This window comes from Noviherbaspirillum humi (assembly GCF_900188095.1).
Taxonomy (GTDB): Bacteria; Pseudomonadota; Gammaproteobacteria; order Burkholderiales; family Burkholderiaceae_D; genus Noviherbaspirillum; species Noviherbaspirillum humi.
Genome location: NZ_FZOT01000003.1, coordinates 250,891 through 276,855 on the forward strand (window position 1 = coordinate 250,891; position 25,965 = coordinate 276,855).

At 66.1% G+C, this 25,965-nt stretch carries 20 protein-coding genes; 5 read left to right on the top strand and 15 right to left on the bottom strand.

Going from position 1 to position 25,965, the window contains the following annotated elements:
- Positions 1-101: 101 nt before the first annotated feature.
- Both CHB88_RS07640 and CHB88_RS07645 read left to right on the top strand, forming a co-directional pair.
- Positions 102-1,166, top strand: coding sequence for an NAD(P)H-dependent flavin oxidoreductase (locus tag CHB88_RS07640; RefSeq protein WP_089398710.1), 1,065 nt, complete (start codon positions 102-104; stop codon positions 1,164-1,166).
- A 256-nt stretch (positions 1,167-1,422) separates the two neighbouring features.
- The gene (locus CHB88_RS07645) at positions 1,423-4,338 is read left to right on the top strand and encodes a PAS domain S-box protein (RefSeq protein ID WP_176442368.1); all 2,916 of its coding nucleotides are present in this window, start codon (positions 1,423-1,425) and stop codon (positions 4,336-4,338) included.
- A 177-nt stretch (positions 4,339-4,515) separates the two neighbouring features.
- Here the strand turns inward: CHB88_RS07645 and CHB88_RS07650 are convergent, their stop codons facing one another.
- The 6 genes from CHB88_RS07650 to CHB88_RS07675 all read right to left on the bottom strand — a co-directional run bounded on the left by CHB88_RS07650 (position 4,516) and on the right by CHB88_RS07675 (position 11,529).
- Positions 4,516-6,231 (bottom strand): methyl-accepting chemotaxis protein, encoded by a 1,716-nt coding sequence (locus CHB88_RS07650; protein ID WP_089398712.1) that lies wholly within the window; start codon positions 6,229-6,231, stop codon positions 4,516-4,518.
- 166 nt (positions 6,232-6,397) lie between these two features.
- On the bottom strand, positions 6,398-7,000 hold the full coding sequence (locus CHB88_RS07655; protein WP_089398713.1) for a PqiC family protein: 603 nt from the start codon (positions 6,998-7,000) through the stop codon (positions 6,398-6,400).
- Between the two features lie 2 nt (positions 7,001-7,002).
- Positions 7,003-8,637, bottom strand: coding sequence for a PqiB family protein (locus CHB88_RS07660; protein ID WP_089398714.1), 1,635 nt, complete (start codon positions 8,635-8,637; stop codon positions 7,003-7,005).
- Complete coding sequence (locus tag CHB88_RS07665) at positions 8,630-9,250, bottom strand: paraquat-inducible protein A (protein WP_089398715.1); 621 nt, start codon at positions 9,248-9,250, stop codon at positions 8,630-8,632. The genes CHB88_RS07660 and CHB88_RS07665 overlap by 8 nt, the downstream gene beginning before the upstream one ends.
- Positions 9,250-9,945, bottom strand: a complete 696-nt coding sequence (locus tag CHB88_RS07670; protein ID WP_143131168.1) for a paraquat-inducible protein A — start codon at positions 9,943-9,945, stop codon at positions 9,250-9,252. The genes CHB88_RS07665 and CHB88_RS07670 overlap by 1 nt, the downstream gene beginning before the upstream one ends.
- Positions 9,946-10,242: 297 nt before the next feature.
- Entirely contained in the window at positions 10,243-11,529 is a 1,287-nt protein-coding gene (locus tag CHB88_RS07675) for an aromatic ring-hydroxylating dioxygenase subunit alpha (protein ID WP_089398717.1), read from the bottom strand.
- Between the two features lie 239 nt (positions 11,530-11,768).
- On the opposite strand from CHB88_RS07675, the gene CHB88_RS07680 reads away from it, so the two are divergent.
- Positions 11,769-12,719 (top strand): LysR substrate-binding domain-containing protein, encoded by a 951-nt coding sequence (locus CHB88_RS07680; RefSeq protein WP_089398718.1) that lies wholly within the window; start codon positions 11,769-11,771, stop codon positions 12,717-12,719.
- A 132-nt stretch (positions 12,720-12,851) separates the two neighbouring features.
- Here the strand turns inward: CHB88_RS07680 and CHB88_RS07685 are convergent, their stop codons facing one another.
- The 5 genes from CHB88_RS07685 to CHB88_RS07705 form a co-directional block, all read right to left on the bottom strand.
- The gene (locus tag CHB88_RS07685; RefSeq protein ID WP_089398719.1) at positions 12,852-15,689 is read right to left on the bottom strand and encodes a PAS domain S-box protein; all 2,838 of its coding nucleotides are present in this window, start codon (positions 15,687-15,689) and stop codon (positions 12,852-12,854) included.
- Between the two features lie 33 nt (positions 15,690-15,722).
- Positions 15,723-18,431 (bottom strand): bifunctional diguanylate cyclase/phosphodiesterase, encoded by a 2,709-nt coding sequence (locus tag CHB88_RS07690; protein ID WP_143131169.1) that lies wholly within the window; start codon positions 18,429-18,431, stop codon positions 15,723-15,725.
- 439 nt (positions 18,432-18,870) lie between these two features.
- Entirely contained in the window at positions 18,871-19,248 is a 378-nt protein-coding gene (locus CHB88_RS07695; protein ID WP_245844835.1) for a cupin domain-containing protein, read from the bottom strand.
- Between the two features lie 101 nt (positions 19,249-19,349).
- Complete coding sequence (locus CHB88_RS07700; protein ID WP_089398722.1) at positions 19,350-20,105, bottom strand: SDR family oxidoreductase; 756 nt, start codon at positions 20,103-20,105, stop codon at positions 19,350-19,352.
- A gap of 27 nt (positions 20,106-20,132) precedes the next feature.
- On the bottom strand, positions 20,133-20,993 hold the full coding sequence (locus CHB88_RS07705; protein ID WP_089398723.1) for a fumarylacetoacetate hydrolase family protein: 861 nt from the start codon (positions 20,991-20,993) through the stop codon (positions 20,133-20,135).
- Between the two features lie 804 nt (positions 20,994-21,797).
- Between CHB88_RS07705 and CHB88_RS07710 the strand changes: the two genes are divergently transcribed.
- Complete coding sequence (locus CHB88_RS07710) at positions 21,798-22,427, top strand: hypothetical protein (protein WP_143131170.1); 630 nt, start codon at positions 21,798-21,800, stop codon at positions 22,425-22,427.
- Between the two features lie 8 nt (positions 22,428-22,435).
- Positions 22,436-23,506: a DUF2817 domain-containing protein gene (locus CHB88_RS07715; RefSeq protein WP_089398725.1), complete on the top strand. Its 1,071-nt coding sequence runs from the start codon at positions 22,436-22,438 to the stop codon at positions 23,504-23,506.
- An 87-nt stretch (positions 23,507-23,593) separates the two neighbouring features.
- Here CHB88_RS07715 and CHB88_RS07720 read toward each other — a convergent pair whose 3' ends face one another.
- The 4 genes from CHB88_RS07720 to CHB88_RS07735 all read right to left on the bottom strand — a co-directional run bounded on the left by CHB88_RS07720 (position 23,594) and on the right by CHB88_RS07735 (position 25,794).
- Entirely contained in the window at positions 23,594-23,920 is a 327-nt protein-coding gene (locus tag CHB88_RS07720; protein WP_245844809.1) for a BON domain-containing protein, read from the bottom strand.
- 202 nt (positions 23,921-24,122) lie between these two features.
- Positions 24,123-24,662, bottom strand: a complete 540-nt coding sequence (gene gloA / locus CHB88_RS07725) for a lactoylglutathione lyase (protein ID WP_089398727.1) — start codon at positions 24,660-24,662, stop codon at positions 24,123-24,125.
- A gap of 117 nt (positions 24,663-24,779) precedes the next feature.
- Positions 24,780-25,091 carry a hypothetical protein gene (locus CHB88_RS07730; RefSeq protein ID WP_089398728.1) on the bottom strand — a complete coding sequence of 104 codons (312 nt, stop codon included), beginning with the start codon at positions 25,089-25,091 and terminating at the stop codon, positions 24,780-24,782.
- A 103-nt stretch (positions 25,092-25,194) separates the two neighbouring features.
- Positions 25,195-25,794: a hypothetical protein gene (locus CHB88_RS07735; RefSeq protein WP_089398729.1), complete on the bottom strand. Its 600-nt coding sequence runs from the start codon at positions 25,792-25,794 to the stop codon at positions 25,195-25,197.
- Positions 25,795-25,965: the final 171 nt, after the last annotated feature.

The following is a 25,965-nucleotide window of genomic DNA, read 5'->3' on the forward strand; positions in this document are numbered from 1 at the left end:
CGGTGAAACGAAGCATGCCACACTACCGAGCGATGAGCGGGCGTGTCCTGGCGGACATCGCCCTTACCGAGGACAGCACCAACTTGAGGAGGAGAACCCGCATGGCCGACACAAGGAGCCGCGCCGAAGAATTCTGCCGGCGCTTCGGATTGAAATTGCCCATCCTGCTGGCGCCCATGGCGGGCGCCTGCCCGCCCTCGCTGTCGGCTGCCGTCATGCAGGCGGGCGGCATGGGCGCGTGCGGCGCCTTGCTGATGCAGCCGGCCGAGATCGAGGCTTGGGCACAGGCGGTCCGGCAGGCGAGCGATGCGCCGTTCCAGATCAATCTGTGGATACCCGATCCGCCGCCCCGCCGCGACGCGGAACATGAAGCGAGGGTGCGCGACTTTCTGTCGCAATGGGGACCGGCGGTGCCGGCCGAGGCCGGCGACGCCGCGCCGCCAGACTTCAATGCCCAGTGCGAGGCGCTGCTGGCGCTCAAGCCGGCGGTCATTTCCTCCATCATGGGCGTGTATCCGCCTCCGTTCGTGCAGCGCATGAAGCAGCTCGGCATCGCCTGGTTCGCCACCGCCACCACGGTGGATGAAGCCCTGCAGGCCGAAGCGGCCGGCGCCGACGTCATCGTGGCCCAAGGCATGGAGGCCGGCGGCCATCGCGGCAGCTTCGAGGCAGCCGCCGCGGAACGCCGCCAGGTGGGGTTGTTTGCCCTGCTGCCGGCGATCCGCGATGCGGTCAGGCTGCCGGTCGTCGCGACCGGCGGCATCGCCGATGCGCGCGGCGTGGCGGCGGCCATGCTGCTCGGCGCCGACGCGGTGCAGATCGGCACGGGCTTTCTGCGCAGCCCGGAAGCGAAGCTGGCGACCGCCTGGTCGGATGCGCTGGCGGCGGCGCGGCCGGAACAGACCATGCTGACGCGGGCTTTCAGCGGGCGCGCCGGCCGCAGCATCGCCAACGATTATGCGCGCGCCGCCGCCGATGCGCCGGCGCCGGCGCCCTACCCGGTGCAGCGCGGCCTCACCGCCGCCATGCGCAAGCAGGCCCAGGAACGCAACGACGCGTCGCGCATGCAGGCCTGGGCCGGGCAGTCCGCCGCCCTGGCGCAGGCGCTTCCCGCGGCGCAGATCGCGGCCGGCGCATGGGAGGGCGCCGTCCGTTTGCTGGCCTAGACCGTGTGATGACTTCAAACAGGGGGTTGCGTTCGAGCGCAACGGTGCTCGGCGCAAGGGCATCCGACCGCTCGTCGGGGCTGCGAAACCCTGTTGGAGGTCATAACACGCTCGTGCATGCCGTCCGGCAGGGATGCGCAATAAGCGTACCGGCTTCGGAGGACGGGCATTACAATGCACCCAGCCCGATCCACCTTTTCCTTCCGAAAGTCCTGCCGGGAGCCTCCAGCGCCATGCCCCTTTCCCCAGCCTGACCATGGATACTACCGCGACGTCGAAGTGGCATCGAATGCGCGTCTTGATGGCCTACGGACTGACGGCGGGCGTGCTCGTGGTCAGCGGCATCACTGCCGTGCTCAATGCGCGTTCCCAGCAGGAGACGGCGCGCGAGATCACCCATGCGCAGGACATCGCCCTGGCGCTGGAGCGCATCGAGAATGCGCTCAGCGATGCCGAGACCGGCCAGCGCGGCTTCCTCCTGACCGGACAGGAAGACTACCTGGATCCATACCGGGCGGCGCGGGGCGAGACAAGCATTGCGGTCATCAGCCGGCCGTCGGTGAGCGAGCTGATACAAAGCGCGCGGCGGCTGCTGCCGTCCGGCTCGCGCCAGGAACGGCTGCTGGACCGCGTCGACAGGCTGGCCCGTGACAAGCTGAGCGAGCTGGAGCAGACCATCCGCCTGTATCGCAGCGGCCGCATGCGGGAGGCAACGGAGATAGTGGTCAACGGCGATGGCAAGCGCATGATGGACGACATCCGCGCCGCCCTGGTCGAGATGCGGGCCGAGGATAAATTCATGCTGCGCCAGCGTCAGCGGGAACACCACGACGGCGCCGAGCGTGCCCTGATGTCCGCCGGCGTGGTTTCGCTGCTGTCGCTGGTTACCCTGGCCATCCTGATGAACGTCTCGAACGCCTCGTCGCGCAGCCTGAGGCGCAGCGAACAGCGTTTCCGGTCCCTGGTGGAAGCGGCCAGCGCGGTGGTGTGGGTCACCGATGCCGACGGCAGGATGACCGCCGACAAGCCTTCCTGGCGCGCCTTCACCGGGCAAGGCAGGGAAGCGGCCGCCATGTTCGGCTGGATGGATGCCCTGCATCCGGAAACGCGTCAGGCAATCCAGCGCGCCCTCGACGCGCGCAGCCGCGAAGGAGGCGCGCTGCGCTGGCCCGAGCGCTGGCGGGTGCGCCGCCATGACGGCCAGTACCGCGAGATGATCGTGCGCTGCGTCGCGATGCCCGCCGCCGAAGCCGGCACCGAGGAATGGATAGGCGCCTGCACCGACGTCACCGAGCTGGCCAATGCCGAAAGCCGCATGCGTTGCTTCGCCGAGTCGGACGTGATCGGCATCGTCTTCGGCGACATGAGCGGCGGCATACGCTATGCCAACGACGAGTATCTGCGCACCATCGGCTACGAGCGTGCCGATCTCGACAGCGGCGCGCTGCGCTGGGATGCGATCACGCCGCCGGAGTGGCTGGCCGTCGACCGGCGCCACGTCGAGCAGGCCAGGCGCACCGGCACCTGTCCGCGCTATGAGAAGGAATATGTGCGCAAGAACGGCAGCCGGGTGCCGGTGCTGGTGGGTTTCGGCATGATCGGCGAGGAAGATGAAGTCGTGGCCTTCGTGCTCGACCTGTCCGATCAGAAGGAGGCCGAAGCCACCTTGCGCCGGCGCGAGGAGGAATTCCGCACGCTGGCCGACAACATCAGCCAGCTGGCCTGGATGGCGGATCCGCGCGGCGGCATCTTCTGGTACAACCGGCGCTGGTTCGACTATACCGCCGTGAGCCAGCGCACCATGCTCGAGTCGGGATGGCAGGCGATGCTGCATCCCGACCATGCGCTGCGCGTGGAGGACAAACTGCGCGCCTGCCTGCAAAACGGCATGCCCTGGGAAGACAGCTTTCCGCTGCGCGGCGCCGATGGGCGCTACCGCTGGTTCCTGTCGCGCGCGCTTCCCATCCATGACGAGCGAGGCAATGTGGTGCGCTGGTTCGGCACCCATACCGACGTCACCGCCCAGCGCGAGCTGGAGGAAGAGCTGACCCGCGTGAACCGCCGCAAGGACGAGTTCATCGCCACGCTGGCCCATGAACTGCGCAATCCGCTGGCGCCGGTGCAGGCCGGGCTGGAACTGCTCAAGCTGCCCGGAAACGCCACGCCGGCGGCGGCCAAGGTGCATGCCATCATGACGCGCCAGATCGCGCACCTCGTCCGCCTCATCGATGATCTGCTGGACGTCTCGCGCATTACCTCCGGCAAGCTGGAATTGCGGCGCGAAACCATCAGCGTCGGCGCGGTGCTCGACACCGCCCTGGAAGAATGCCGGCTCAAGCTCGAGGCGGCCGGGCACGAGGTCGAGGTGAATCTGCCGCAGCAGCCGCTGCATATCGATGCCGACCTGGTGCGAATGGCCCAGGTGCTCAGCAACCTGCTCGACAATGCCGCCAAATACACGCCGGATGGCGGCCGCATCGTGGTCGGCGTCGACAGCCGGGGCGACGAGGTACTAATTTCGGTGACCGACAATGGCATCGGCATCGACGCCGACCTGCTGCCAAGGATATTCGACCTGTTCACCCAGCTGGAAAGCGCGCGCCCGCGGCGCCGCGGCGGCATCGGCATCGGCCTGTCGATCACGCGGCAGATCGTCGCCCTGCATGGCGGCGTGCTTTCCGCCGACAGCGCCGGACCCGGCAAGGGCAGCACCTTCTCCATCCGGCTGCCGCAGGCGGTACCGATGTCCGCCGGCGCCAAAGCGGATCCGCTCTCGTCTCGACCGGGCACGTCCCTGGCCTGCCGCCGCATCCTGATCCTGGACGACAATGCCGATGCGGCCGACACGCTCGGGGCGCTGCTGGCAATGAGCGGCCACGAGATCCATGTCGCGCACACCGGCGCGGAAGCCATCGACATGGCGCAGCGCCTGCATCCCGACATCGCTTTCCTCGACATCGGCCTGCCCGACATGAGCGGCCACGAGGTTGCCCGGGCACTGCGCGCCATCGCTTCGCTGAACGGGTTGGTGCTGGTGGCGCTGACCGGCTGGGGCGCCGATTCGGATGTCAGGCAAAGCCGCGAGGCCGGCTTCGACTTCCACCTCACCAAGCCGGTGACGACAGCCGCCATCAAGGCGATCCTGCCCAACCTCAAGACCCCGCTGGATTGAGCAGGCAAAAAAGCCCGCCGTCTCGCGACGGCGGGCAAGCCATCGGAATGGCGCTTAGGAGTGAATCATGGCTGATCGATTTTCAGTGTATCGGCCAGGCGTCGGCATGGCTTGCGCCCGCATAAGAATGCCTGCCGTCGCGGACGTTCCATGGGGCCGGAGCCAGCCGGCGGAGAATCAGAATTCCTCCCACTCGCCTTTCGCCGAGGCGTTGCTGGCAGCCGACACCGGCGGCTTGGCCGGCTGAGGCGCCGCCAGCCTTGCCTGGCGTGGCGATGCGGGCGCGGCGGCCGGCATGGTACCGGCCGGTTGCGACGCTGCCTGCGCCATGTGCGCCGATATCCTGAAGCGGCCGACGACTTCGCTCAACCGGGTCGCCTGGTCCTGCATTGCCGCCGAGGCGGCCGCCGCCTGTTCCACCAGCGAGGCGTTCTGCTGGGTGGCTTCATCCATCTGCGTGATGGCGTGGTTGACCTGCCCGATGCCGGCGGTCTGCTCGCTGCTGGCGGCGCTGATTTCGCTGATGATGTCACTCACCCTGGCCACGCTGCCGACGAGGGTCTGCATCTTGGCGCCCGCCTCGTTCACCAGGCGGGTACCGCTATCGACCCGGTTCACCGAATCGTCGATCAGCCCCTTGATTTCCTTGGCGGCGGCAGCGCTGCGCTGGGCTAGGCTGCGCACTTCCGACGCGACCACGGCGAAGCCGCGGCCTTGCTCGCCTGCGCGGGCTGCTTCCACCGCCGCGTTCAGCGCCAGGATGTTGGTTTGAAAGGCGATGCCGTCGATCACGCCGATGATGTCCGCAATCTTTCTCGAAGAGGCATGGATGCCGCCCATGCTCTCCACGACCTGGTTCACCACCACGCCGCCGTCGCTGGCCACCTCCGCGGCGGAAGCCGCCAGCTGGCTGGCCTGGCGGGCGTTGTCGGCATTCTGTTTGACGGTGGAGGTCAGCTCTTCCATCGAGGACGCGGTTTCCTCCAGGGAGCCGGCCTGCTGCTCGGTACGCGAGGACAGATCCATGTTGCCGCTGGCGATCTGGCGCGAGGCAGACGTGATCGCTTCCGTGCTGCGTCGAACTTCCGCGACAATCTCCGACAGGCTGGCGGTCATCCTCGCCATTGCCTGCATCAGATGGCCGGTCTCGTCCGGGCTGTCCGCAGTCATCGTCGCGGTGAGGTCGCCGGCGGCGACCGTCTCGGCCAGCCGCATGGCTTCGCCGAGCGGCCGGGTGATGCTGCGCGTGATCAGCTGTGCGAGCACCAGGCCGAATGCCAATGCAAACGCAGTCAGGCCAATCATCTGGGAGATGGTGGAAGACATCACGTTCGTCACCGCCTGTTCAGCTTCGGAATTCAGCTTCACCTCGAATTCGACCAGCTCGGTGAGCTTTCCGATCCAAGCCTGCTGCACCGGCCGCAGTTCGGTGAACAGGAGCTTGGTCGCCATATCCTGCTTGCCGGAGGAAGCCAGGCCGGCCACCTTCTCGATGACGGCATCACCCTCGACGCGCAGCTTGCGGACCTGCTTCATCAAGTCCTTTTCGGTGTCTGTCGTATCGGCGATGGATTTGAACATGGCGTCGAGCCTGGCCTCCGCGGCGTCGTACTTGGCGGCCTGATCGCGGATACGCTGATGCTCTTGCTTCAATGCCGCCTCATCCGACAACAGCATGATATTGCGCAGCGCGATCATGCGGTCGTAAATGGTGAGGCGCATCTCCAGCGCCAGCTTCATTTCGGTATTGTTGATCTCACTGATGGCCCTCACCTGTTCTCCCAGGAAGGACATGCGCAGCAAGGCCAAGCCTGCCACCAGCATCAGGAACAGCAGCATGATGCCGAAGCCGATACGCAGACGCCATCCGATCTTCAGGCGACGGATATTCATCGTGATTTCTCCCAAGTGAAAATGTGCGAAGCGGCTTCGGCGCATGGCGGCGCTCATGCAAGCCCGCTGCGGCGGCCCGACACTGCCAATCGAGTGTACAGGCAGCCATCCGGAACGGCTTCTCACGAATATGGTGGATTCGGGAACAATCGATTGGAAGAACGGGCTAGCGCGACTGCCGCAGGGCCTGGATGCCGGCGGCGATATCGGCGGCCGCCTTGTCCAGCGCGCGGCTGAAGGCGCCCGGCATGGCGTCGTAGCCGGCACCGGCCACCGCTTCCTGCGCCGAGGAGCGGCCGCTGCGCACCGCTTCCGACTTCGCGTCGCGCACGGTCCAGATGAGCTGGGTCGCCACGCCCTGGCCGGGGAAGGCGTCGAAGCGCTCCACATCCACGGTGACGCGGTAGCGCGCCTGCTGGCCGGCGGCGTCCTGGTAGAAGGTCACGCGGGCGTCGGCAACGCGCGCGCCGACATCGGCCGCCAGCGCGCGCGCAATCTGGTCGCGCAGCGGCTCGGCCCAGCGATGCTGCTCGAGCAGGTCGACCTGGTTGTCGCCCTGCCGCACCACCAGCTGCGGTCGGTCCACCATCTGCGGAATGCGCACCGGCCCGATGGCCACGCCCTCGCCCACCTCGGCGCCCGCCGCAAGCGGCGCGCCGGCTGCCGGAACCGGATTCAGGGTGTACAGGGTTTCCTTCGGCGTGCTGCTGCAGGCCGTCAGCATTGCCGCGATGCCGGCGATGAACACAGGCTTCATGGTCGGTCCCATGGTCAATCCTTTTCCCGCCGTCCGCGGATCAGCGATTCCGGATGCCGGTTGAGGTAGTCGGCGAGATCGCGCAGGGACTGCGCCGCGCGGCCGACATCGCGCAGCGTTTCGCGCAGGTCCTGCTGCACCGGCGCATCGGTGGCCAGGGTCTGCTGCGCGCTGCCCAGCGTCTTGCGCGCTTCGGCGATGGTGCCTTTCACTTCCGGCAGCACGCTGGCATCGAGCTGCTGCACCAGCTTGTCGGCCGACTGCAGCGTGGTGTTGAGCGAGCGCAGCGTCTGGTTCATGTTGGTGCCGATGGTATCGAACGGCACCTTGTCCAGCTTGGCGGCGATATCGCCCAGCGTCTGCTGGATGTCTTCCAGGGCGCCCGCCACGGTGGGCAGCACCGCCGGGTTTTTGCCCCAGTCGATGGCTGCCTTGGGCGCGCGCGGGAAGAAGTCGAGCGCGACGTAGAGCTGGCCGGTGAGCAGGTTGGCGCTCTTGAGCTGGGCGCGGAAGCCGCGCGCCACCAGACGGTCGAGCAAGGCATGCGGCTCCCGCTCCATCATCGACATCTGCTGCGATCCCTGGCGGTAGCGCGAGCGCATCTGCTCCGGATAGATGTTGATCTCCACCGGGAAGCGCAGCTCCTTGCTGTCGCGGTCGTATTCGACGCTGACCGCCTTCACTTCGCCGATGACGATGCCGCGGAAATCCACCGGCGCGCCGGGCGAAAGGCCGCGCAGGGATTCGCTGAAATACAGCAGGTAGGTCTGAGTCTCCTGGCCGATGCGCTTGAGCGCGGCGGTCTTGTCGGCATACAGAATGAAGCTCGTGTTGCCCGGCACCACCGGGCCGGGTTCGCCTTCCGGGGGCGGCTGGAAGGAAATGCCGCCGGCGATGATGGAGGTGATCGATTCGGTGTTGAGCTTCACGCCCGAGCCGCCGAGCGAGATGTCGATGCCGCTGGCGTGCCAGAAGCGGGAGTTGGCGGTCACCAGCTTGTCGTGCGGCGCATTGACGAAGATTTCCAGCGTCACGCCCTTGCCATCGTCGTCCAGCTTGTAGTTGGTGACATTGCCGACCGGCACGCGGCGAAAGAACACCGGCGCGCCGACATACAGCGAGCCGATGTCCTCCGCCTTCAGCTGGAACAGCTTGCCGGGCGAATCGGAGGTGACCGGCGGCGGGATGTCGAGGCCGGCGAAGTGGCGCTTGTCGGTCGGCGTCTTGCCGGCGTCGACGCCGATGTAGGCGCCTGACAGCAGCGTGCCGAGACCGGTGATGCTGTTGAGCGTGACGCGCGGGCGCACCACCCAGAACCGGGTATCTTCGGCCAGCAGGTTTTCCGCCTGCTTGGCCAGCTGGGCGGTGACCGTGACGTGCGAGCGGTCGCGCGAGATTTCGATCGCCGTCACGGTGCCGATGTCCACGTCCTTGTAGCGCACCTTGGTCTTGGTGGCTTCCAGCCCCTCGGCGTTCTTGAAGTCGATGGTGATGGTCGGTCCGCGCGACAGGATGTAATGCAGGGCGACCCAGCCGCCGACCAGGGCCGCCACGATGGGAATGATCCAGACCAGCGAAATCGCCCAGCGCCGCTTGCGCACCGGCACGGCCTGCGGAATGGATGGCTTGTCGGAGGGATCGTCAGTCATTCTGCTCCTTTGCCGCATCCCACATCAGGCGCGGATCGAAAGTCTCGGCGGCGATCATGGTGAGCACCACCACCGCGCCGAAGGCGACCGCGCCGAGGCCGGCGTGCATGCTGGCCACCGACTCCACCTGCACCAGCGCCACCGACAGGGCGACCACGTAGATGTCGAGCATGGACCAGCGGCCGATGAAGGCCACCAATCGGTACAGCTGGGTGCGCTGGTGGGGCCGCCACGACATGCGGCGGTGCACCGAGATCAGCAGGAAGGTCAGGGCCAGCAGCTTGGTCAGCGGCACCACGATGCTGGCGATGAAGATCAGCGCGGCGATGAACCAGGAGCCGCTGGTCCAGAACAGCACCACGCCGCCCATGATGGTGCTGCTCTGCCGCTCCAGCAAGGAGTTCGCTTCCAGGATGGGATAGAGGTTGGCCGGAATGTAGAGGATGTAGGCGGTGATGAGGAGCGCCCAGGTGCGCGCCAGGCTGTGCGGCTTGCGCGCATGCAGCCGCGCTTCGCAGCGCGGGCAGCTCATGGCATGCTCATGGGCCAACGCGCGGCACAGCAGGCCGCAGGCATGGCAGGTGACGAGTCCGCGCGACGCTGCCGTAGCCATCAGCCCTGCCCCTGCATGCCGGCCGCGCTGGCGTCGGCGCCGGCTCGCCCGCCTTCGCCATCCTGTCCCCGCTCGGCGACCCAGGTCCAGAAATCCCGCACGCTGAAGGTGGCCGAGATGCCGGTGAACAGCACGATCAGGGCGGCGAAGGACCAGAGGGAAATGCCGGGAACGATGGTGGCGATGTCGGCCAGCTTCACCAGGGTGACCAGGATGGCGAGCAGGAACACTTCCATCATGCTCCACGGGTGCAGCATCAGCAGCAGTCGGAAGGCCAGCGGCAGGTCGAGCGTCACCCGGCCCAGCCGCAAGGGCACCAGCATGTAGAGCAGCGCCACCAGTTCCAGCGCTGGGATCAGGATGGTGGTCAGCAGCACCAGCACCGCCACCAGCGGCCTGCCCTGGTCGGCCAGGGCGACCACGGTGCCGGCCAAGGTGGTGGAATTGTAGGCACCCTGCACCTGGAGTTCGGCGATGGGGAAGAGATTGGAGACCACCAACAGCACGGCGCTGCCGAGCGTCAGCGCCAGCATCCATTCCAGGCGCTTGCCGGCGCCGCGGTACAGCAGCGCGCCGCAGCGCACGCAATGGGCATCGCTGTCCCGCTGCAGCGGCACTTCCGCCTGCAGCAGGTCGCAATGGCGGCAGGCGATCATGTGCTGGTGGTGCAGCAAGGCGGTTTGATTGTCGGACATGCTTTCGGCATCCACTCTTTGTCGAGCCTTTCCATGGCAGGCGGCGCATGCGGAATCAAGGCGCGCAGCGGCCCGCAGGACCCTCGGTCTTGTTGCATAGACATCATTTTCGGGCGTAGGTTGCGGGCAAATGATGCGCCGCCGCGCGAACACGATGATCGATGCGATGCCGCGCTTCAATCTTGTCCGATGTCAATCATCGAGACGGGCTGATGGGGGCGGGCGCGATCGCCAAAATAAAAAGGACGCCCGAGGGCGTCCTTCCCGGCGGCGGCGAGCCGCAGGAGAGAGAGCGGATCAGACCGAGGTCTGCGGCACGCCTTCACGCGCGATCAGGGCTTCCTTGGCAGCGTCCTTGAAGGCGGCGTCCGGCGGCAGCACCAGGGAGGCGGAGCGCACCCGCTGCTGTTCCACCTCGCGTCCCGGCGGCTGCACGTGCTTGTCGCGCAGGGCCAGCGCCGCCTTCCTCAGGCGATGGCGCGCCATGATGATGCCGTTGTCGGTGGACACCAGGTTTTCCTTGGTGCGGTCGACGATCGGGCCCATGCTTTCCTGCAGCGACGCATCCTGGATGCCGATGCCGGCGATGCCGCTGTAATGGATGCCAGCCTTCTGTGCCGCGCGGTCCATCAGGTAGTCGTTGTCCTTGTTCTGCACCGGACGGAAGGTGCCGGGAATGGTCTTGACGTGGATGCCGTGGCCCTCTTCCATAGCCGTGCGTTCTTCCGTGGTGAGCGCGCGCACCGGATGGTAGTCGTAGCTCCAGGCCCAGCAGTTCTCGTCGTCGATCGGCACCCAGAAGTGGCCGTGCACCGGATGGTCTCCGCGCGGCGGGATCATGGTGAAGCAGGGCATGACGTACTGGGTGATGCGCCAGTAATAGTTGCCGTTCTCGGCATTGCGGCGGGCGCCGATCAGCAGGCCGCCGTCGGATTCCACCACCTCGAACTTCACCTGGTAGTCGGACAGGTTGTACTGGTTGCCCTTGGCGCCCTTGAACAGCGGGTCGCGGTTGAGCGCGCCGCTGTGCAGGAAGGAAACGTGGCTGGAGTCGATGCCGCCTTCCATCGCCTGCAGCCAGTTGCATTCCTGGATGCGCTTGGACATGTAGGTCTGCTCCGGCGGCACCATCGCGAATTCGTATTCCGGGAACGGCGGCTGCTCTTCCGGCGGGCCCATGTAGGTCCAGAGCACGCCGCCGCGCTCGATCAGCGGATAGGACTTGAGCTTGATCTTCTCGCAGAAGCCGCTCTCCGCCGGCTCCGACGGCACCTCCATGCAGTTGCCGTTCACATCGTATTTCCAGCCATGGTAAGGACAGCGCAGGCCCTTTTCCTCGTTGCGGCCGAACCAGAGCGACACGCCGCGGTGGGCGCAGAATTCGTCGATCAGGCCGAGGCGGTTCTCGGAATCGCGGAAGGCCAGCATGCGTTCGGACAGCAGCTTGACGCGCACCGGCGGGCATTCCGGCTCCGGCAGTTCGCTGGCCAGCAGGGCCGGGATCCAGTAGCGGCGGAACAGGTCGCCCATGGGCGTGCCGGGTCCGGTCTGGGTCAGGAGTTCGTTGACTTCGCGTTTGGTCATGGGGTTCTCCGCTCTCTCGTTGGTCGCCTGTGCGAACCGGTTCGACGGTCCGCCATTGCTTTCTGGTTATTGGTCAGCCTGGTTGCTGCCGAAGCGCGCGCTCGCCCTGTCATCCTTTGCGAAACCTCGCATCAGAGATTAAGCCGGCGCTTCCAGCACGCACAGCTGCAAAGATAGACCTTGCGAAACCGTATGTACACTGATATTTTGAGCCGACTTACATAACCCATTGGTTATACATGATCGACGGCCGCATCAAGTTTCGCCACCTGCAGTGCTTCATCATCGTGGCCCAGCAGCGCAGCCTGGTGAAGGCCGCCGCCCTGCTTTCCATTACCCAGCCGGCGGTATCGAAAACGTTGAAGGAATTGGAAGACATCCTGCAGGCCCGCCTCTTCGAGCGCGGCCGCAAGGGCGCGCAGCTGACGCGCCAGGGCGAAACCTTTTTCGAATACGCCGAGGCCAGCGTCAACGCCCTGCAGCAGGGAACCTACTCGATCGCCCAGTCGCGGGCCAGCGCCTCCGAAGTGATCCGCATCGGCACCGCGCCCTCCCTCACCGGCTCCTTCGTGCCGGAAGCCTTGCTGGAATTCCGGCGCCGCGCCGGCAATCTGCAGGTCACCCTGTTCACCGACACCACCGCCGGTCTGCTGGCCAAGCTGCGGGAAAGGGAGTTCGACCTGGTGCTGAGCCGCCATACCGACCCGGAGCAGATGGTCGGCCTCTCCTTCGAATACCTGTTCGTCGACCCGCTGGTGGCGGTGGTGCGCCCCGGCCATCCGCTGCTCGACGCCGGGCAGGCCGACCCGGCCGCGCTGGGCGCCTTCACCTCGGTGCTGCCGATCAAGGGTTCAGTCAACCGGCATGCGGCCGATACTTTCGCCGCCGAGCACGGGATCGACCTGGGCCAGGATTTCGTGGAGGATCTGTCGATGTACTTCGGCCGCAGCTATACCATCGCCAGCGATGCCGTCTGGTATGTGCCCTGGAGCGCGGTGCGCGACGATGTGGCGGCCGGCGCGCTGGTGCGCCTGGCGCTGCCGGTGAAAAGCGCCGGCGACTCCACCGGCCTGCTCGGCCGCGTCACCGGCCTGATGACGCGCGCCAGCAGCACGCCCTCGCCCGCCGCTCAGGTCCTGATTGGCGCGATACGAGATGTGGCGCTGCGCCGGCGGGCAGAGGCGTTCTGAGGCGTTTCATCGGCATGGGTCCTGTCGCATCAGGGAAAGCGGAAGCGCTTAAGTTCGACCTGGCATTCAACAAGACGGCCGCCGGCCGAACGTGGCTGGCGCCGCCCTCCCCTTCATCAACGTCAAGTAGCGCTATACGGCCGGCAGCGCCGCACTTCCCATGCCGGCGATGCAGTCGGCAATCTCCTGAAAATTCACCGGCTTGACGAAGTGACGATCGAAGCCGGCGGCGAAGGCGGCCTGGCGGTCCTGTTCCCGGCCGTAGCCGGTCACCGCCACCAGCAGCGCTTGCTCCATGCCCGGCAGCGCCCGCAGCCGGCGCGCCAATTCATAGCCATCCATCTGGGGCAGGCCGATGTCGAGCAGGCAGACCTGCGGCGCCACCCGGCATGCGGTGTCGAGAGCGGAATGGGCGCCGTATTCGATCAGGACTTCGTGGCCGACCTGTTCGAGATGGAAGCCGAGCATTTGCGCCGCGTCGGCGTTGTCGTCCACCACCAGCACGCGCAATGCCCGCCCGGCGGCGGCCCGCCGGGCGGAGAGGTTTCCGCCCAGCTCGGCAGGCTGCCGTTCGCAAGGCAGGCGCACGATGAACTCGCTGCCCTTGCCCGCGCCTTCGCTGACCGCGCGCACCGTGCCGCCATGCAGTTCCACCAGCCGCCGCACCAGCGCCAGGCCGATGCCGAGCCCGCCCTGCGATCGGTCGGAGGTGCGTTCGCCCTGGGTGAACAGTTCGAAGGCTTGCTCGATCAGCGCCGGCGGCATGCCGATGCCATTGTCACGAATCGAAATCGACACCGCATTTCCTTCGACGCCCACCTGCAGTTCGATGAGGCCGGCATCACCGGTGTACTTGGCGGCATTGTTGAGCAGATTGGCGATGATCTGGACCAGGCGCTTGCGGTCGCCGGCGACGGAGAGGGAACGGTCCATCGGCGCCACGTCGAGTCGATGCCCGCGCGCCTCCATCAGGGGCCGCACCTGCTCGATCGCGCTGGCAATGATGGCCTCCAGGGGAACCAGCTCGCGCTGCAGGGTGACCAGGCCGCGCGTGACCCGTGAAACGTCGAGCAGGTCTTCGATCAGGCCGGTCATGTGGCGCGACTGCCGTGAGATGATTTCGCTGAGCTGGCGCAGGCGCGCCTCGTCCGGCTGGACGATGGAAAGCAGGTCGGCAGCGGCGGCGATCGGCGCCAGCGGATTGCGCAGCTCATGCGCCAGCATCGCCAGGAATTCATCCTTGCGCTGGTCGGACAGGCGCAGCGCATCCTGGATCGATTTCTGTTCCTGGATGTCAGTGCAGGTGCCCATCCAGCGCAGGATGGCGCCCGCCTCGTCCCGCACCGGCAGCGCCCGGGTGAGCGCCCAGCGGTATTCGCCGGAGTGGTGGCGGAACCGGTACTCGCACTCGTACGGTTCGCCGCTGGCCATGCTGTGCTGCCAGTCGCGCAGGGCCGACGCGCGATCGTCCGGATGCACCAGGGCCACCCAGGTATCGGCATCGACCGTACCCGGCGCTAGGCCGGTGAACTCATACCAGCGCTGGTTGCAGAAGTCGTGGCGGCCGTCCCGGAACGTGGTCCAGACCATCTGCGGCGTGGCGTTGGCGATGGTTCGGAAGCGCGCCTCGCTTTCCCGCAGGGCGCGCTCGGCTTCCTTCATCTTCGAAATGTCCAGCACGTAGGCAATGCCCTGGGTGGATGAACCCTCGAAGTTGGCGGCGCCGATGTAGACCGGCACCCGGCTGCCATCCTTGCGCAGGTATTCCTTCTCAAAGGTTTCCATCACGCCGGTGCGCTGCAGCTGCTCCAGCGCCTTGCGGTTGGCGTCGATGAAGTCCGGCGGCGTGAGCGCGCGCCAGGAAAGGCCGTCGCGTTCGAACTCTTCCCGGCTGTAGGCCACCGTATCGAGGAAGGCGTCGTTCACCGCCTTCAGGGTGCCGTACGCATCCAGTTCGTATTCGATGATGCCGAGGATGTTGGCATCGATCAGGCGTTTCAGCTTGGCTTCGCTCTTGGCCAGCGCTTGCTGCGCCGCCTCGCGCTCGCGCGTCTCGCGGTGCCGCTCCAGCACCAGCGCGGCGGTATGCACCAGCAGCGGCATGGCATCGGCCTCTTTCGGCACCGGATCGCGGACCTGCCGGTAATAGAAGGCGAACGTGCCCACCACCTCGCCCTTGGACGACTTGATCGGGTAGGACCAGCAGGAACGCAGGCCGTGGCCGACCGCCAGCTCGGCGAAATCGGCCCACAAGGGATCCTTCCGGATGTCGCGCACGAACACCGGCTTGGCGGTAAACGCGGCGGTGCCGCAGGATCCGGCCGCCGGACCGATCATCATGCCGTCGATGGCGCGGTTGTAGGCTTCCGGCAAGGAAGGGCCGGCGCCCGTCAGCAGCCGCTTTCCCTCATCATCCAGCAGCAGCACCGAGGCCAGCAGCGCCTGTTCCGAATAGGCCTCGGCGGTGCGGACCAGCAGGTCGAGCACCTCGGTCAGCTCGGCGCCGGCGACTGCCAGCTCCAGCGCCGCTTTCTGCCCCTGGCTGAAGGCTTCCGCGCGGCGGTGCTTCTCCCTGGCTTCGTGTAGCGCGGTCATATCCCGCGCCACCAGCATCCATCCCTGCAGCACGCCGAATGCATCGCGCAAGGCGGTGACGCGCATGTCCCACCAGGCGCAGGCGCCGGCGGCATGCCGGGAAAAGAATTCGCAGCGGCCGCCTTCGCCCTCGGTGGCGGCGCGCATGGCGCCAAGGATGACGTCGTGGTTCTCGCTGGGCCAGAGGCTGGCCCACCCCGCGCCCGCGCCGACGCTTTCCGCTCGCGCCTGCAGCAGGCGCCGGCCCTGCGGATTCAGCGCCGTCAGGCAGCCGCCCGCATCCAGGAAGGCGATGCAGTCGGCGCTGCCCTCGAACAGCAGGCGCGCGGCTTCGGGTACGTGGCCCAGCGCTTCATGATGATCGTTTGCTGGCATCTTGTTCTGATCGTGTCGGTTCGCCGCGCCGGCTCAGGCCAGCGCCAGCGCCCTTCCGCCCAAGTCGAAGTTCAGCGTCTTGCGCAGATGGGATTCGATGTCGGCCGCTGCCACCGGCCGGGAAATGAAATAGCCTTGCAGCTCGTGGCAGGCAAGCTGGCGCAGGATCTGCAGCTGCTGCTCGGTTTCCACGCCTTCAGCCACCACGCGCAGGCCCAGCACCTCGGCGATCGAGAGAATGGTCTTGAAGAACGCGACGCCATGCCTGCTGCCGGTGAGGTCCATGGTGAAGGCGCGGTCGACCTTGAGCACATCGATGTCCAGGCGCTGCAATTGCGCCAGCGAGGAGTAGCCAGTGCCGAAGTCATCCACCGAGATGCGTATGCCCATGGCCTTGAGGGCCGACATTTCGCGCGAGATCCAGTCTCCATCGCCGAGCATGCAGGATTCGGTGATCTCCAGCTCCAGCAGGGAGGCCGGCAGGTCGTACCGCTTCAGGCAGGCGCGCACCTGTTCCAGCAGGCAGCCGGCGCTGAAGTGCTTGGGCGAGACATTGACCGACACCGGTCGTGCCGGGATGCCCGCGGCGCGCCATGCGGCGATCTGGGCGCAGGCTTTCTCCAGCACCAGTGCGCCGATGTCGACGATCAGGCCCGACTCTTCCGCCAGCGGGATGAACTCCATCGGCGGCACGATGCCGCGCGATGGATGGATCCACCGCACCAGCGCTTCCATGCTGAGCAGCTCACCCGAGTGCGCGTCCACCCGCGGCTGGTAATGCAGCACGAACTGGTCATGGTCGATCGCATGGCGCAGGGCATACTTCATTTCCAGCTTCGCGACCACCTGGTGCGACAGCGACGGCTGGTAGATCTGCAGGCCGTTCTTGCCGGCTGCCTTGGCGGCATACATGGCGACATCGGCATGGCGGAACAGGGTCTGCATGTCCTCGCCATGGTCGGGGAAGATGCTGAGGCCGATCGAGGCGCTGACCATGTGCTCTTCTTCGTCGACCACGAACGGCTGGGCCAGGTCGGACAGCATGCGCTCGGCCAGCGCGACCGCGACCGCATCGCCGGGCAGCCGGTCATAGATCACGGTGAACTCGTCGCCGCCGAGCCGGGCCACCCCGCCGCGCAAGCCGATAATGGCCTGCATGCGTTCGGCGGCGATCTTCAGCACCGCATCCCCGACGGCATGGCCGCGGGTATTGTTGATGTTCTTGAAGTCGTCCAGGTCGATGAACAGGATGGCCACCCGGGTCTTCTCGCGCGCCGCCTGCGCCAGGCAGGCCGGCACATTGTGGCCGAGCCAGTGGCGATTGGGCAGGCCGGTCAGGGCATCGCAGTTGGCCATGCGCGACAGCGAGATTTCGTGTTCCTTGGCCTCGTTGATGTCTCGCAGCGTCACGGCGAGGCCGTCGGCGGAGCGGACGATGCGGCGCTGCACCCACCTGGAAGGCGCCGCATCGTCGACCGACAGCAGGTACTCGTCCTCGATGAAGCCGGTTTCCAGCGCGCCTCGATAGGCTTCCAGCGCGGCCGCGGACCTCGACTCGGGATACAGGCGGGACAGCCGCCTGCCGATCAGGTCGCGCCGGCTCACCCGGGTGAAGGCGAGGACGGCCTCATTGCAATCCTCAATGATGAAATCGGCCGCCGCGCCGGCGGCATCGAACACCGGCCGGCACATGAAGAACGCCTCCTGCGCATTGTCGGTGGCGAGACGGTAGGTATCCTTGATGGCTTCGGTCTGCCGCTTGCGCCAGGCCAGGCGCACCGAATAGCCCATGCCGACCAGAGCCAGGCAGGCCAGCAGCAGATCGATCACGAGGATGGCGGTCCGGTATTCCCGCTGCTTGGCTTCATGCGCGGCGAACACGGTCTGCTCGGTCAGCGCCACGTAGGACACCAGCGGGTAGCGCTCCACCGTGCGCCAGGCAACGATGCGGGCCAGGCCGTCATTGAAACGGTCGCCGGGAAAGCTCGCCACGCCGGCAGGCGTCGGGAAGCGCGGCGCCGATTTCAGCATGTTCACCTGGCGATGGCTTGCATCGCCCAGGCTGGAGGCGAGCGGGGCGCCGTCGGCGGTCAGCAAGGCCACCACGTCATCCGGCCCATCCAGCGACGGGTCGTAGAAGGAAGTCAGGAACGCCTGCTTGACCGACACGAAGGCGACGCCCTCCAGCGCGCCTTCGGCGTCGCGCAGCGCGCGCGAAAAATTGACGGTGGCCTGACCATGCAAGGGACTGAAATGCGGCGCCGAGATCGCCAGTCCGCCGGCCTCGCCGGCGCGGTGGAGCGCGAACCACGGGCGGCCGGACAGGTCCATGCCCCGCGCCTGTTCCAGCAGCGCGGTGGCGACCTTGCCGTGCCGGTCGACGATGCCGACGTTCAGCGCCGATTCGTCGGGATAGATGCCGCGGTTGGCCTGGCGCTCCAGCTGCAGGCGCCCTCCGGATTCATGGAACTGGAAGGCAACCGAACGCGTGACTTGGTCGAGGTTGCCGACGACGCGGCCGATCTGCTCGGCATAGGAAGCCGCCAGCGACGCCGCCTGGCTGAATGCCTTCGCCTGCAGCGCTTCTTTTTCCGTGGACAGCCTCGCGTTCAGCGCCACGCTCACGGCGATGCCGAGCGCCACGCAGCCGGCCGGCCAGGCGAACACCGCCAAGGGCCGCTCCCGGAGGAAGGCGAATGCATGCTGCGGGCGACGAGCATATTTCCGGCGGAGGGTGGACATGGCCAACGCTTTCTGCTGAACGATCGGTCGGCATCATGCCTTCCCGACAAATCCGAGCAATTTTTACCTAATTTCCATCATGCAACAGTAAGTTGATGTTTGGCAATACCTGTTCCCGGCTATTTGTTCTAAAGCCTGTTTGATGCCGGTAATTCCGTAACGCCCCACGGTCAAGGGGTGTTGGCATGCACGCATGCGTTCTCAGGCGCAGGCTGACCGCGTGGCCGTTTGCTTGCCCGGCTGCGCCGTCGCGGACCTGTTCCGGCGGCGGCCGATCCGGGTCCGGATCAGCGAAAAGGAACCAGGGCAAACCTTCGCATGCGCTGGCTGCCAAGAAGTAAAGAGAAGGGGATTTGCGGCGTTCGCAGGCGCTGGGCCGCGGCAGGATGAAGCGGCGCTGCCGATGCAGCACCGCCGGAACGTGATGGGGACGGCGGGCTTACTTCGCCGGCGTGGCCAGCGGCTGGCCCTTCTCCACGATATAGGTGCCTACCAGCTTGAGCGGCGTGCTGCCGGTGCTCTTGGCATCGTGGATCTTGCCGGCGGGGATGACGAAGGCATCGCCGGCCTTGATCTTCAGCGGCGGCTCGCCGTCGATCAGGACTTCGCCCTCGCCTTCGGTGACATAGCTGATCTCGTCGCCGGGGTGGGTATGGCGTCCCGCCAGCACTCCCGGCGCCACTTCGACGCGGGCGACCACGGCTTCATGGTTGGGCACCGAGACATCGGCCTTCTTCACCATTTCGCGCTTGATGCCGGCGGCCTGGGCCAGGGCCGCCGTGCTGGCGACCATGCCGAACGCGCAGAACAGGGCCATGGCGATATGCTGTCTTGCTTTCATGTTGACTCCCTTTTTTGGTTGGACTTGGGGACTGCAATCGGAGCAGGTGCGGCGGCACGCCGCGGCCATTCGAATAACTAGCCGCGACCGACGAAGGGCATCTTGGTGGCCATCACCGTCATGAACTGGACGTTGGCTTCCAGCGGCAGGCTGGCCATGTAGACGATGGCGCGCGCCACGTCGTCCACGTTCATGCGGGGCTCGGCCGCGATCTGGCCATCGGCCTGCTGCACGCCGGCGGCCATCGTGTGCGTCATGTCGGTGGCGGCATTGCCGATGTCGATCTGGCCGCAGGCGATGTCGTACTTGCGCCCGTCGAGCGACGCCTGCTTGGTGAGGCCGGTGATGCCGTGCTTGGTGGTGGTGTAGGAGACGGCGTTCGGGCGCGGGCTGTGCGCCGAGATGGAGCCGTTGTTGATGATGCGGCCGCCGCGCGGCGACTGGTCCTTCATGATCAGGAAGGCTTCCCGGGTGCAGAGGAAGGCGCCGGTGAGATTGATCCTGACCACCGACTCCCAATGCTCCGGCGTCATTTCCTCCAGCGACATCGGCGGCGCGAACACGCCGGCGTTGTTGAACAGCAGGTCCAGCCGGCCGAAGGCTTCGCGCGTCCTGGCGAACAGCTGGCGCACCGATTGCGCATCACCCACATCCGCCGGCACCACCAGCGACTTGCCGCCGGATGCCGCGCCCTGCGCCGCCACCGCCTCCAGCGGTTCGGCGCGGCGGCCGGTGAGCACCACGGTATAGCCTTCCCTCATCAGCGCCAGCGCCGCGTGCTTGCCGATGCCGGAGCCGGCGCCGGTCACCATCGCAATCTTTGCGTGTTCCATTCTCATCTCCCGCGGGTTCGTGCCGGCTCAGTCGAGCAGCGCCTCATCGAAAGCAAACACTTCCTGCTGCTGCTCGCCCAGTCCGCGTATGCCGGCGCGCATGCGGTCGCCGGCGCGCAGATAGACCGGCGGCTTCTGGCCCATGCCCACGCCGGGCGGCGTGCCGGTGGAAATCAGGTCGCCCGGATACAGCGTGGCGAACTGGCTGATGTAATGAATCAGGTAGGCCACGCCGAAGATCATGGTGCGGGTATTGCCCTGCTGGCAGCGGCGGCCGTTCAGGTCCAGCCACATGTCGAGGTTCTGCGGGTCCGGCACTTCGTCGCTCGTCACCAGCCAGGGGCCGACCGGGCCGAAGGTATCGGCGCCCTTGCCCTTGTCCCAGGTGCCGCCGCGCTCCAGCTGGTATTCGCGCTCGGAGACGTCGTTCACCACGCAATAGCCGGCCACGCATTGCAGCGCTTCGTCGAGGCTGACATAGCGCGCCTTGCGGCCGATGACCACGCCGAGTTCCACTTCCCAGTCGCCCTTGTTCGCACCGCGAGGCAGCACCACCGGATCGTTCGGCGCGGCGAAGCTGTTGTTCCACTTGGTGAAGAGGATGGGTTCCTTCGGGATCGGCATGCCGGCTTCGGCCGCATGGTCGCTGTAGTTCAGGCCGACGCAGATGAACTTGCCGAGGCCGGTGAACGGGGTGCCAAGGCGCGGCGTGCCCGGCACCTCGGGAAGGGAAGCGGGATCGATGGCCCGCAGCGCCGCCAGGCCTTCCGGCGTCAGGCTGTGCGGCGTGATGTCGCGCAGATGCGCCGACAAGTCGCGCAGCACGCCGCTCTCATCGAGCATGCCCGGTTTTTCCTGGCCCTTGGAACCGTATCGCAGTAGTTTCATGCTCTTCTCCTCCGTCCTGTTGTGCTGCCGGTATTGTTGTTCAGTCGTTGTCGCTCGCGCAAGAATTACGATTCTACCTTGCGCCGGATGAAATACTGACATGGGTTCCGCCATGCAGCGACTCGTCGATGGCTGTGGATTTCTCCGTTTTTATGCACAGACGGCGTAGCCAAAGCTGTGGATAAGCTGGGGAATAGCGCACAAGTGCTTGTTTCTAAAGTCAAATATGGACATGCCTATGTTTTGGGCAAGTCCTGTTGAGCAGAACGGCGGCAGCACGAACCAGAACAGGCATCCAGCGCAAAGCATTTACAAAAGGAAATGAATTACATTCCTGCAAGAAAATAAGAAAATAACTTAAGGAAATTTCGTAAGTCCTTGTAACAGAATGATATTCCAGAGAAATTCACACATCCTGTGGATAACTTTGTGAGTAACCTGAGGTTGACAATGATCAAAGCCAGAATTTCCGCGGCTTCCAATAGATTGCTTATTTCGAAAGCAGTGGATGGGGGCTTTAAATATCAATGACTTAGCGCATCCGGATTTCATGGGGGGAAGATGTGCGAAAAAATATTTTTGCGTCGCCGGCTCCCATAAAAGTGTGAACAACTTGCCCGGCCGGCGACCCTTGTGTTAAGGGAGCAAGCGCCCGCGAATGCATTTTCCCCGTTGACAACACGGCGACTTTCCCGCCGCGCGCACGGTTTCTTGAGTGCAGTCAATCAGCCGCTGCGTCCGGGAGCGGGCGGCGGCGATAGGATGTGGGCAGGCATTCCAACGCACCCGACCCGGATCATCGCCATGCCGACCAACCACGCCCTCCTTCCCTACGACGCTTGGCCGCTGCGCTGGCTTGCTGCCGGCCTGATGCTGTGCAGCGCGGCGGCGCACGCCCAGACCGAACTCGTTTGCCGGCCGCAGCCGGCCGGCAGGTCGGGACCGATCTCCATCCAGTTCTGCGAGGACCGGCTCGGCGATCCGGTGCTGCGCATCCGTAACCTCGACAGGAAGCAGGCCATGCAACCCGACATGCATGGCTGCGACCTGCGCCTCGCCGACGGCCGAACGATGCGCGCCAGCTGGCGCGTCTTTCCGATCGAACCCGGCGCCGAGCACCTGGAGTACGACATCTTCCGCCGCATGGGAAAAGTGGAATCGGTGGCGTGCGCGATCCGCAGCGTCTCGGTGGTGCCGGATCAGGTCGGCCCGCCGGAAGACTCGCCTGCCCTCCTCGGTGCCCGCGTCGGCACCCAGAAACCCGATCGGATGCGGTCGGCGCGGACCGAGATGAGCGATTCGCCCCCGGTGGTGATTCAAGCCTACCCGATGCTCGGGCAGCCGCCGGCAGCCGGCCAGCCTGCGACCGGGATGCCGCAATCGCCGGCCATGCCGGTTGCGCCGGCGCCGGTGCGGCGGGTACCGGCGCGCTAGCGGCCGCGATGCTGCCGAGCGGCTACCACGCCTCGCGCGCCGCCTTCCGCGCCAAGGCGATGCAGGCAGGCGGACGGTTGCGCACCTTCGAACATGGCGCAGCCGGGCTGCATACCGATACCGCCTGGTTCGGGAAGGACGCCGCGGCATCGGTGCTGGTGATCGCCAGCGGCACACACGGCGTCGAAGGCTATGCCGGCGCCGCCTGTCAACTGCACTTCATCGACTCGATCGCCGCCTGGCGTCCCTTCATGTCGGACAGGCTCGCCTTCCTGCTGGTGCATGCAGTCAATCCCTGGGGCTACCTGCATGACCGCCGCGTGACGGTCGAGGGCGTGGACCTGAACCGCAACTTCGTCGATTTTCCGCTGGCGGGCCGGCCGCCTTCCGCCTACGGCGCCTTTCACGACCGCCTAATGCGGCGCTACCGTCCGCTGCCCATGGGTTGGTGGAACGAGGTGCGGCTGCTGGCGGGCGCGCTGACGCCGGCGCGGCGGCGAAGGCTGCAGCAGGCGGTCAGCGCCGGCCAGTACGATCATCCGCACGGCTTGTTCTATGGCGGGCAAGCGCCGACCGAAAGCCGGCGGGTGTGGGAAGCGATTATGCAAGCCTTCCTGCAGCAGCGGCGGCAAGCCTTCCTGCTCGATCTGCATACCGGCCTGGGCCGGCGCGGCGCGGGCGAGCTGATCAGCTACCTGCCGCCGGATGATCCGGGTTTCCGGCGGCTGTCGGGCTGGTACGGCGGCCAGCTGCGTTCGATGGCGGCGGGCGATTCGGTCAGCGCCGCGGTGGAAGGCACGCTGACGCAAGCCTTCGACCGCGCCCTGGCCGGCGAGAGTTATGCGGTCGGCCTGGAATTCGGCACGCGGCCGGCGCTCGCGGTGCTCAATGCCTTGCGGGCCGATCACTGGTTTCATCATGTGGCCGGGGAGCCGGCACGCCATCGCGAACGGGTGAAGCGGCGGATGCGGGACGCCTTCAGCGGCAAGGATGCCGACTGGATGGAAAGGGTCATGGCCCGCTTCGACGAGGTGGTGCGGATGACGGTCGAGGGAATGACCGAACCGGGGCCGGATTGAGCAAGGGAAAGGATGCCGTTGAACTGCAGCGGCAAGGAGCGAATCAGAGCGGCCGGCGCATGAAACGCCGGCCGGAGGGAAAAACGATCAGCCGGTGATGACGAGCTGGTTGTCGACCGACTTCACGCCCTGCACGCCCTTGGCGACGGCTTCGGCCTTGCGGCGCAGGACGATGGTCTTGACTTCGCCCTTGAGGCGGACCACGCCTTCGCTGGTGGCGACGTCGACCTTCAGCGGCGCAGTTTCAGCGTCGGCGGCCAGGGCAGCCTTCACCTTGGCGGTGATGGCGGCATCATCGGCCGGGGCGGCGGCCTGGGCGCTGGCGGCGCCGCCGGCAGCCTGGTTGCCGGTCGAGGCGCAGCCGGCCAGCAGGGCGAAAGGCAGAGCCAGGGCGAGCATCTTGAATTTGTTCATGGAATCCTCCTTGTGGTTGGTCTGTATTGGATGGTGTTGCAGCCGACGGCTCATCGCGGGCTTCGCAAGCGAAGCGCCGAAATTTTGACAACGACAGCGATGATAGCGCCATCATGCGCCGCACGCCACGGGCAGACACAAGGAAGTCCGAAAAAGTACGCCGGCCATCCCGACTGGCGGGATGGCGTGGACCTCAGACGAATCAGGACTGGCCCAGCTGGCCGAGCAGATCGGCCTGCACGATCTCGATCCAGTATCCGTCGGGATCCTTGATGAAGGCCACATCCTTCATCCTGCCCTGTTCCGGCCGCTTGACGAAGGGCACCTGGTTCTCGTCGAACCAGTCGACCGCCGCCTTCAGGTCCGGCACGGAAAAGCAGATGTGGCCGAAGCCCTGCGGCTGCGCATTGCCGTCGTGGTACCTGAACGCCGGATCGCTCTCGGTGCCCCAGTTGTGCGTCAGCTCCAGCACGCCTTCGCGGCCGAAGGTCCAGCGGGTGCGCGCGGCAACGTCATCGGGCACGGCCGCGCCTTCTTCCAGCTTCGCCAGGAAGTACAGCGAGAACTTCATCTCGGGAAAATCCAGCTTGCGCAGCACGCGCATGCCCATGACGCCGGTGTAGAAGCCGAGCGAGACCGCCGGGTCCTTCACCCGCAGCATGGAATGATTGAATACGAAGCCGCGGGCGGCGGCGGGAACATCGGCATGGACGCCGGGATGGGATTCGGTAGTGAAAGCCATGGAACGCTCTTTGGGATTGTTGAAGAACTGGTGTGGCCGGAGCTGGTCGCGGCCCCGACCCGGGAGGGGTCACGGGCGGGGCCTGGGTTTTACCATGGTTCGGCGCATCGCGTCCGATCAGCGGCGACGGTTGAAGCGATGATGCGGCGTGCGCAGCGACTCGCGCCTGTCGTTGAGCAGCATGCGCAGGTCGGCGACGTTGATGCCGGTGGCTTCCTGCATCTGCATCAGCATCGAGGTGCTGATCTGCAGGCGCCGGTCGCGTATCTTCTTCAGCGTCTTCTCATCGAGTGCGAGGGTGCGCGCGAGGTCTGCATCCTGCTTCAGGTTCATTCTGGCGATCAGGGCATTGAGCAGTTTGCTGGGATCGTATTCTCCGGGAGTGGCGGATGGCTCCGCGTCGTGCAAGGCGTATTTCGATATCTTCATTCAGTCTCTTCATGAGCCTTTCCCGCACGCGCGGGTGAAGGCATGCATCCTTTCGCGGAAAAATGGTTTGCCGGCTGCGCCCGCGCGCCGCCGGCCGGCATGGTCAGCCGTAGGGCCGCCTGCTGTCGATGATGGACTCGGCCTGGCTGAGGTAGGCTTCCTCGGCGTTCACCGGCTGCGGGCGCCCCGGTCTCGGCTTGGCCAGATCGGGGGCGACACGGGCCAGCAAGTCGCGCGGAATCGATTCGGCGCAGGCCTGGAAAACCGTGAACAGGGGTGACGCCGGGTCGCTGGCGCTGTCCTGGCGCAGCATCGGCTCGAAGCGCCGCCGCGCCAGTTCCTGCAAGGCGTCATGCATGCGCGCCGCGCTCGGGTTCGCGGCGGCATCCCGCGCCAGCGAGGCATGATCGATCACCGGCTTTTCCGGCGCCTCGTTCCCGGTCCGGGTGAGCTTGAACGGGTCGAAACCGGCTTCGATCGACGCCTGCAGGAATCGTTCATGGAATTCGCTGCACGCCACGCCGCCCAGCGCCAGGGCATGGAAGGACGGGCCGGCGCCCTCGTTATAGGCATCGGCGCCTTCCGCCGCCAGGGAGGTCAATGCATGCCAATCAAAGCCATCAGGGCGATCCGCCCACTGTTCCTGCAGCTCAAGAAAACGGCCGACCAAGCGATTGATCCGGTCTGGATCCTGGGAATTCATGATGCCTCCATCAAGTGTGGCCGTGGGCAACAGAAACGTTTTCTGCGCAGGTGAGCAGCGCGTTTGCGCTCGATTGCGCGGAACATGAGCCCCGCTTTTCACGGCAAGGCAAATTCGACAAGTCCATGCCGCCAACGTTCTCGATCCGATGGTGAATCCGGCATCGTCCTG

Bases quoted from the DNA above. Each gene is read 5' to 3' on its own strand.
- CHB88_RS07715 (WP_089398725.1), top strand. From the start codon at position 22,436: ATGCTGCCGAGCGGCTACCACGCCTCGCGCGCCGCCTTCCGCGCCAAG.
- CHB88_RS07655 (WP_089398713.1), bottom strand. From the start codon at position 7,000: ATGGGACCGACCATGAAGCCTGTGTTCATCGCCGGCATCGCGGCAATG.
- CHB88_RS07685 (WP_089398719.1), bottom strand. From the start codon at position 15,689: ATGCCAGCAAACGATCATCATGAAGCGCTGGGCCACGTACCCGAAGCC.
- CHB88_RS07730 (WP_089398728.1), bottom strand. From the start codon at position 25,091: ATGAAGATATCGAAATACGCCTTGCACGACGCGGAGCCATCCGCCACT.
- CHB88_RS07695 (WP_245844835.1), bottom strand. From the start codon at position 19,248: ATGGCCCTGTTCTGCGCGTTCGGCATGGTCGCCAGCACGGCGGCCCTG.
- CHB88_RS07660 (WP_089398714.1), bottom strand. From the start codon at position 8,637: ATGACTGACGATCCCTCCGACAAGCCATCCATTCCGCAGGCCGTGCCG.
- CHB88_RS07710 (WP_143131170.1), top strand. From the start codon at position 21,798: ATGCCGACCAACCACGCCCTCCTTCCCTACGACGCTTGGCCGCTGCGC.
- CHB88_RS07680 (WP_089398718.1), top strand. From the start codon at position 11,769: ATGATCGACGGCCGCATCAAGTTTCGCCACCTGCAGTGCTTCATCATC.
- CHB88_RS07705 (WP_089398723.1), bottom strand. From the start codon at position 20,993: ATGAAACTACTGCGATACGGTTCCAAGGGCCAGGAAAAACCGGGCATG.
- CHB88_RS07735 (WP_089398729.1), bottom strand. From the start codon at position 25,794: ATGAATTCCCAGGATCCAGACCGGATCAATCGCTTGGTCGGCCGTTTT.
- CHB88_RS07690 (WP_143131169.1), bottom strand. From the start codon at position 18,431: ATGTCCACCCTCCGCCGGAAATATGCTCGTCGCCCGCAGCATGCATTC.
- CHB88_RS07665 (WP_089398715.1), bottom strand. From the start codon at position 9,250: ATGGCTACGGCAGCGTCGCGCGGACTCGTCACCTGCCATGCCTGCGGC.
- CHB88_RS07670 (WP_143131168.1), bottom strand. From the start codon at position 9,945: ATGTCCGACAATCAAACCGCCTTGCTGCACCACCAGCACATGATCGCC.
- CHB88_RS07720 (WP_245844809.1), bottom strand. From the start codon at position 23,920: ATGAACAAATTCAAGATGCTCGCCCTGGCTCTGCCTTTCGCCCTGCTG.
- CHB88_RS07675 (WP_089398717.1), bottom strand. From the start codon at position 11,529: ATGACCAAACGCGAAGTCAACGAACTCCTGACCCAGACCGGACCCGGC.
- gloA (WP_089398727.1), bottom strand. From the start codon at position 24,662: ATGGCTTTCACTACCGAATCCCATCCCGGCGTCCATGCCGATGTTCCC.
- CHB88_RS07700 (WP_089398722.1), bottom strand. From the start codon at position 20,105: ATGGAACACGCAAAGATTGCGATGGTGACCGGCGCCGGCTCCGGCATC.
- CHB88_RS07650 (WP_089398712.1), bottom strand. From the start codon at position 6,231: ATGAATATCCGTCGCCTGAAGATCGGATGGCGTCTGCGTATCGGCTTC.
- CHB88_RS07640 (WP_089398710.1), top strand. From the start codon at position 102: ATGGCCGACACAAGGAGCCGCGCCGAAGAATTCTGCCGGCGCTTCGGA.
- CHB88_RS07645 (WP_176442368.1), top strand. From the start codon at position 1,423: ATGGATACTACCGCGACGTCGAAGTGGCATCGAATGCGCGTCTTGATG.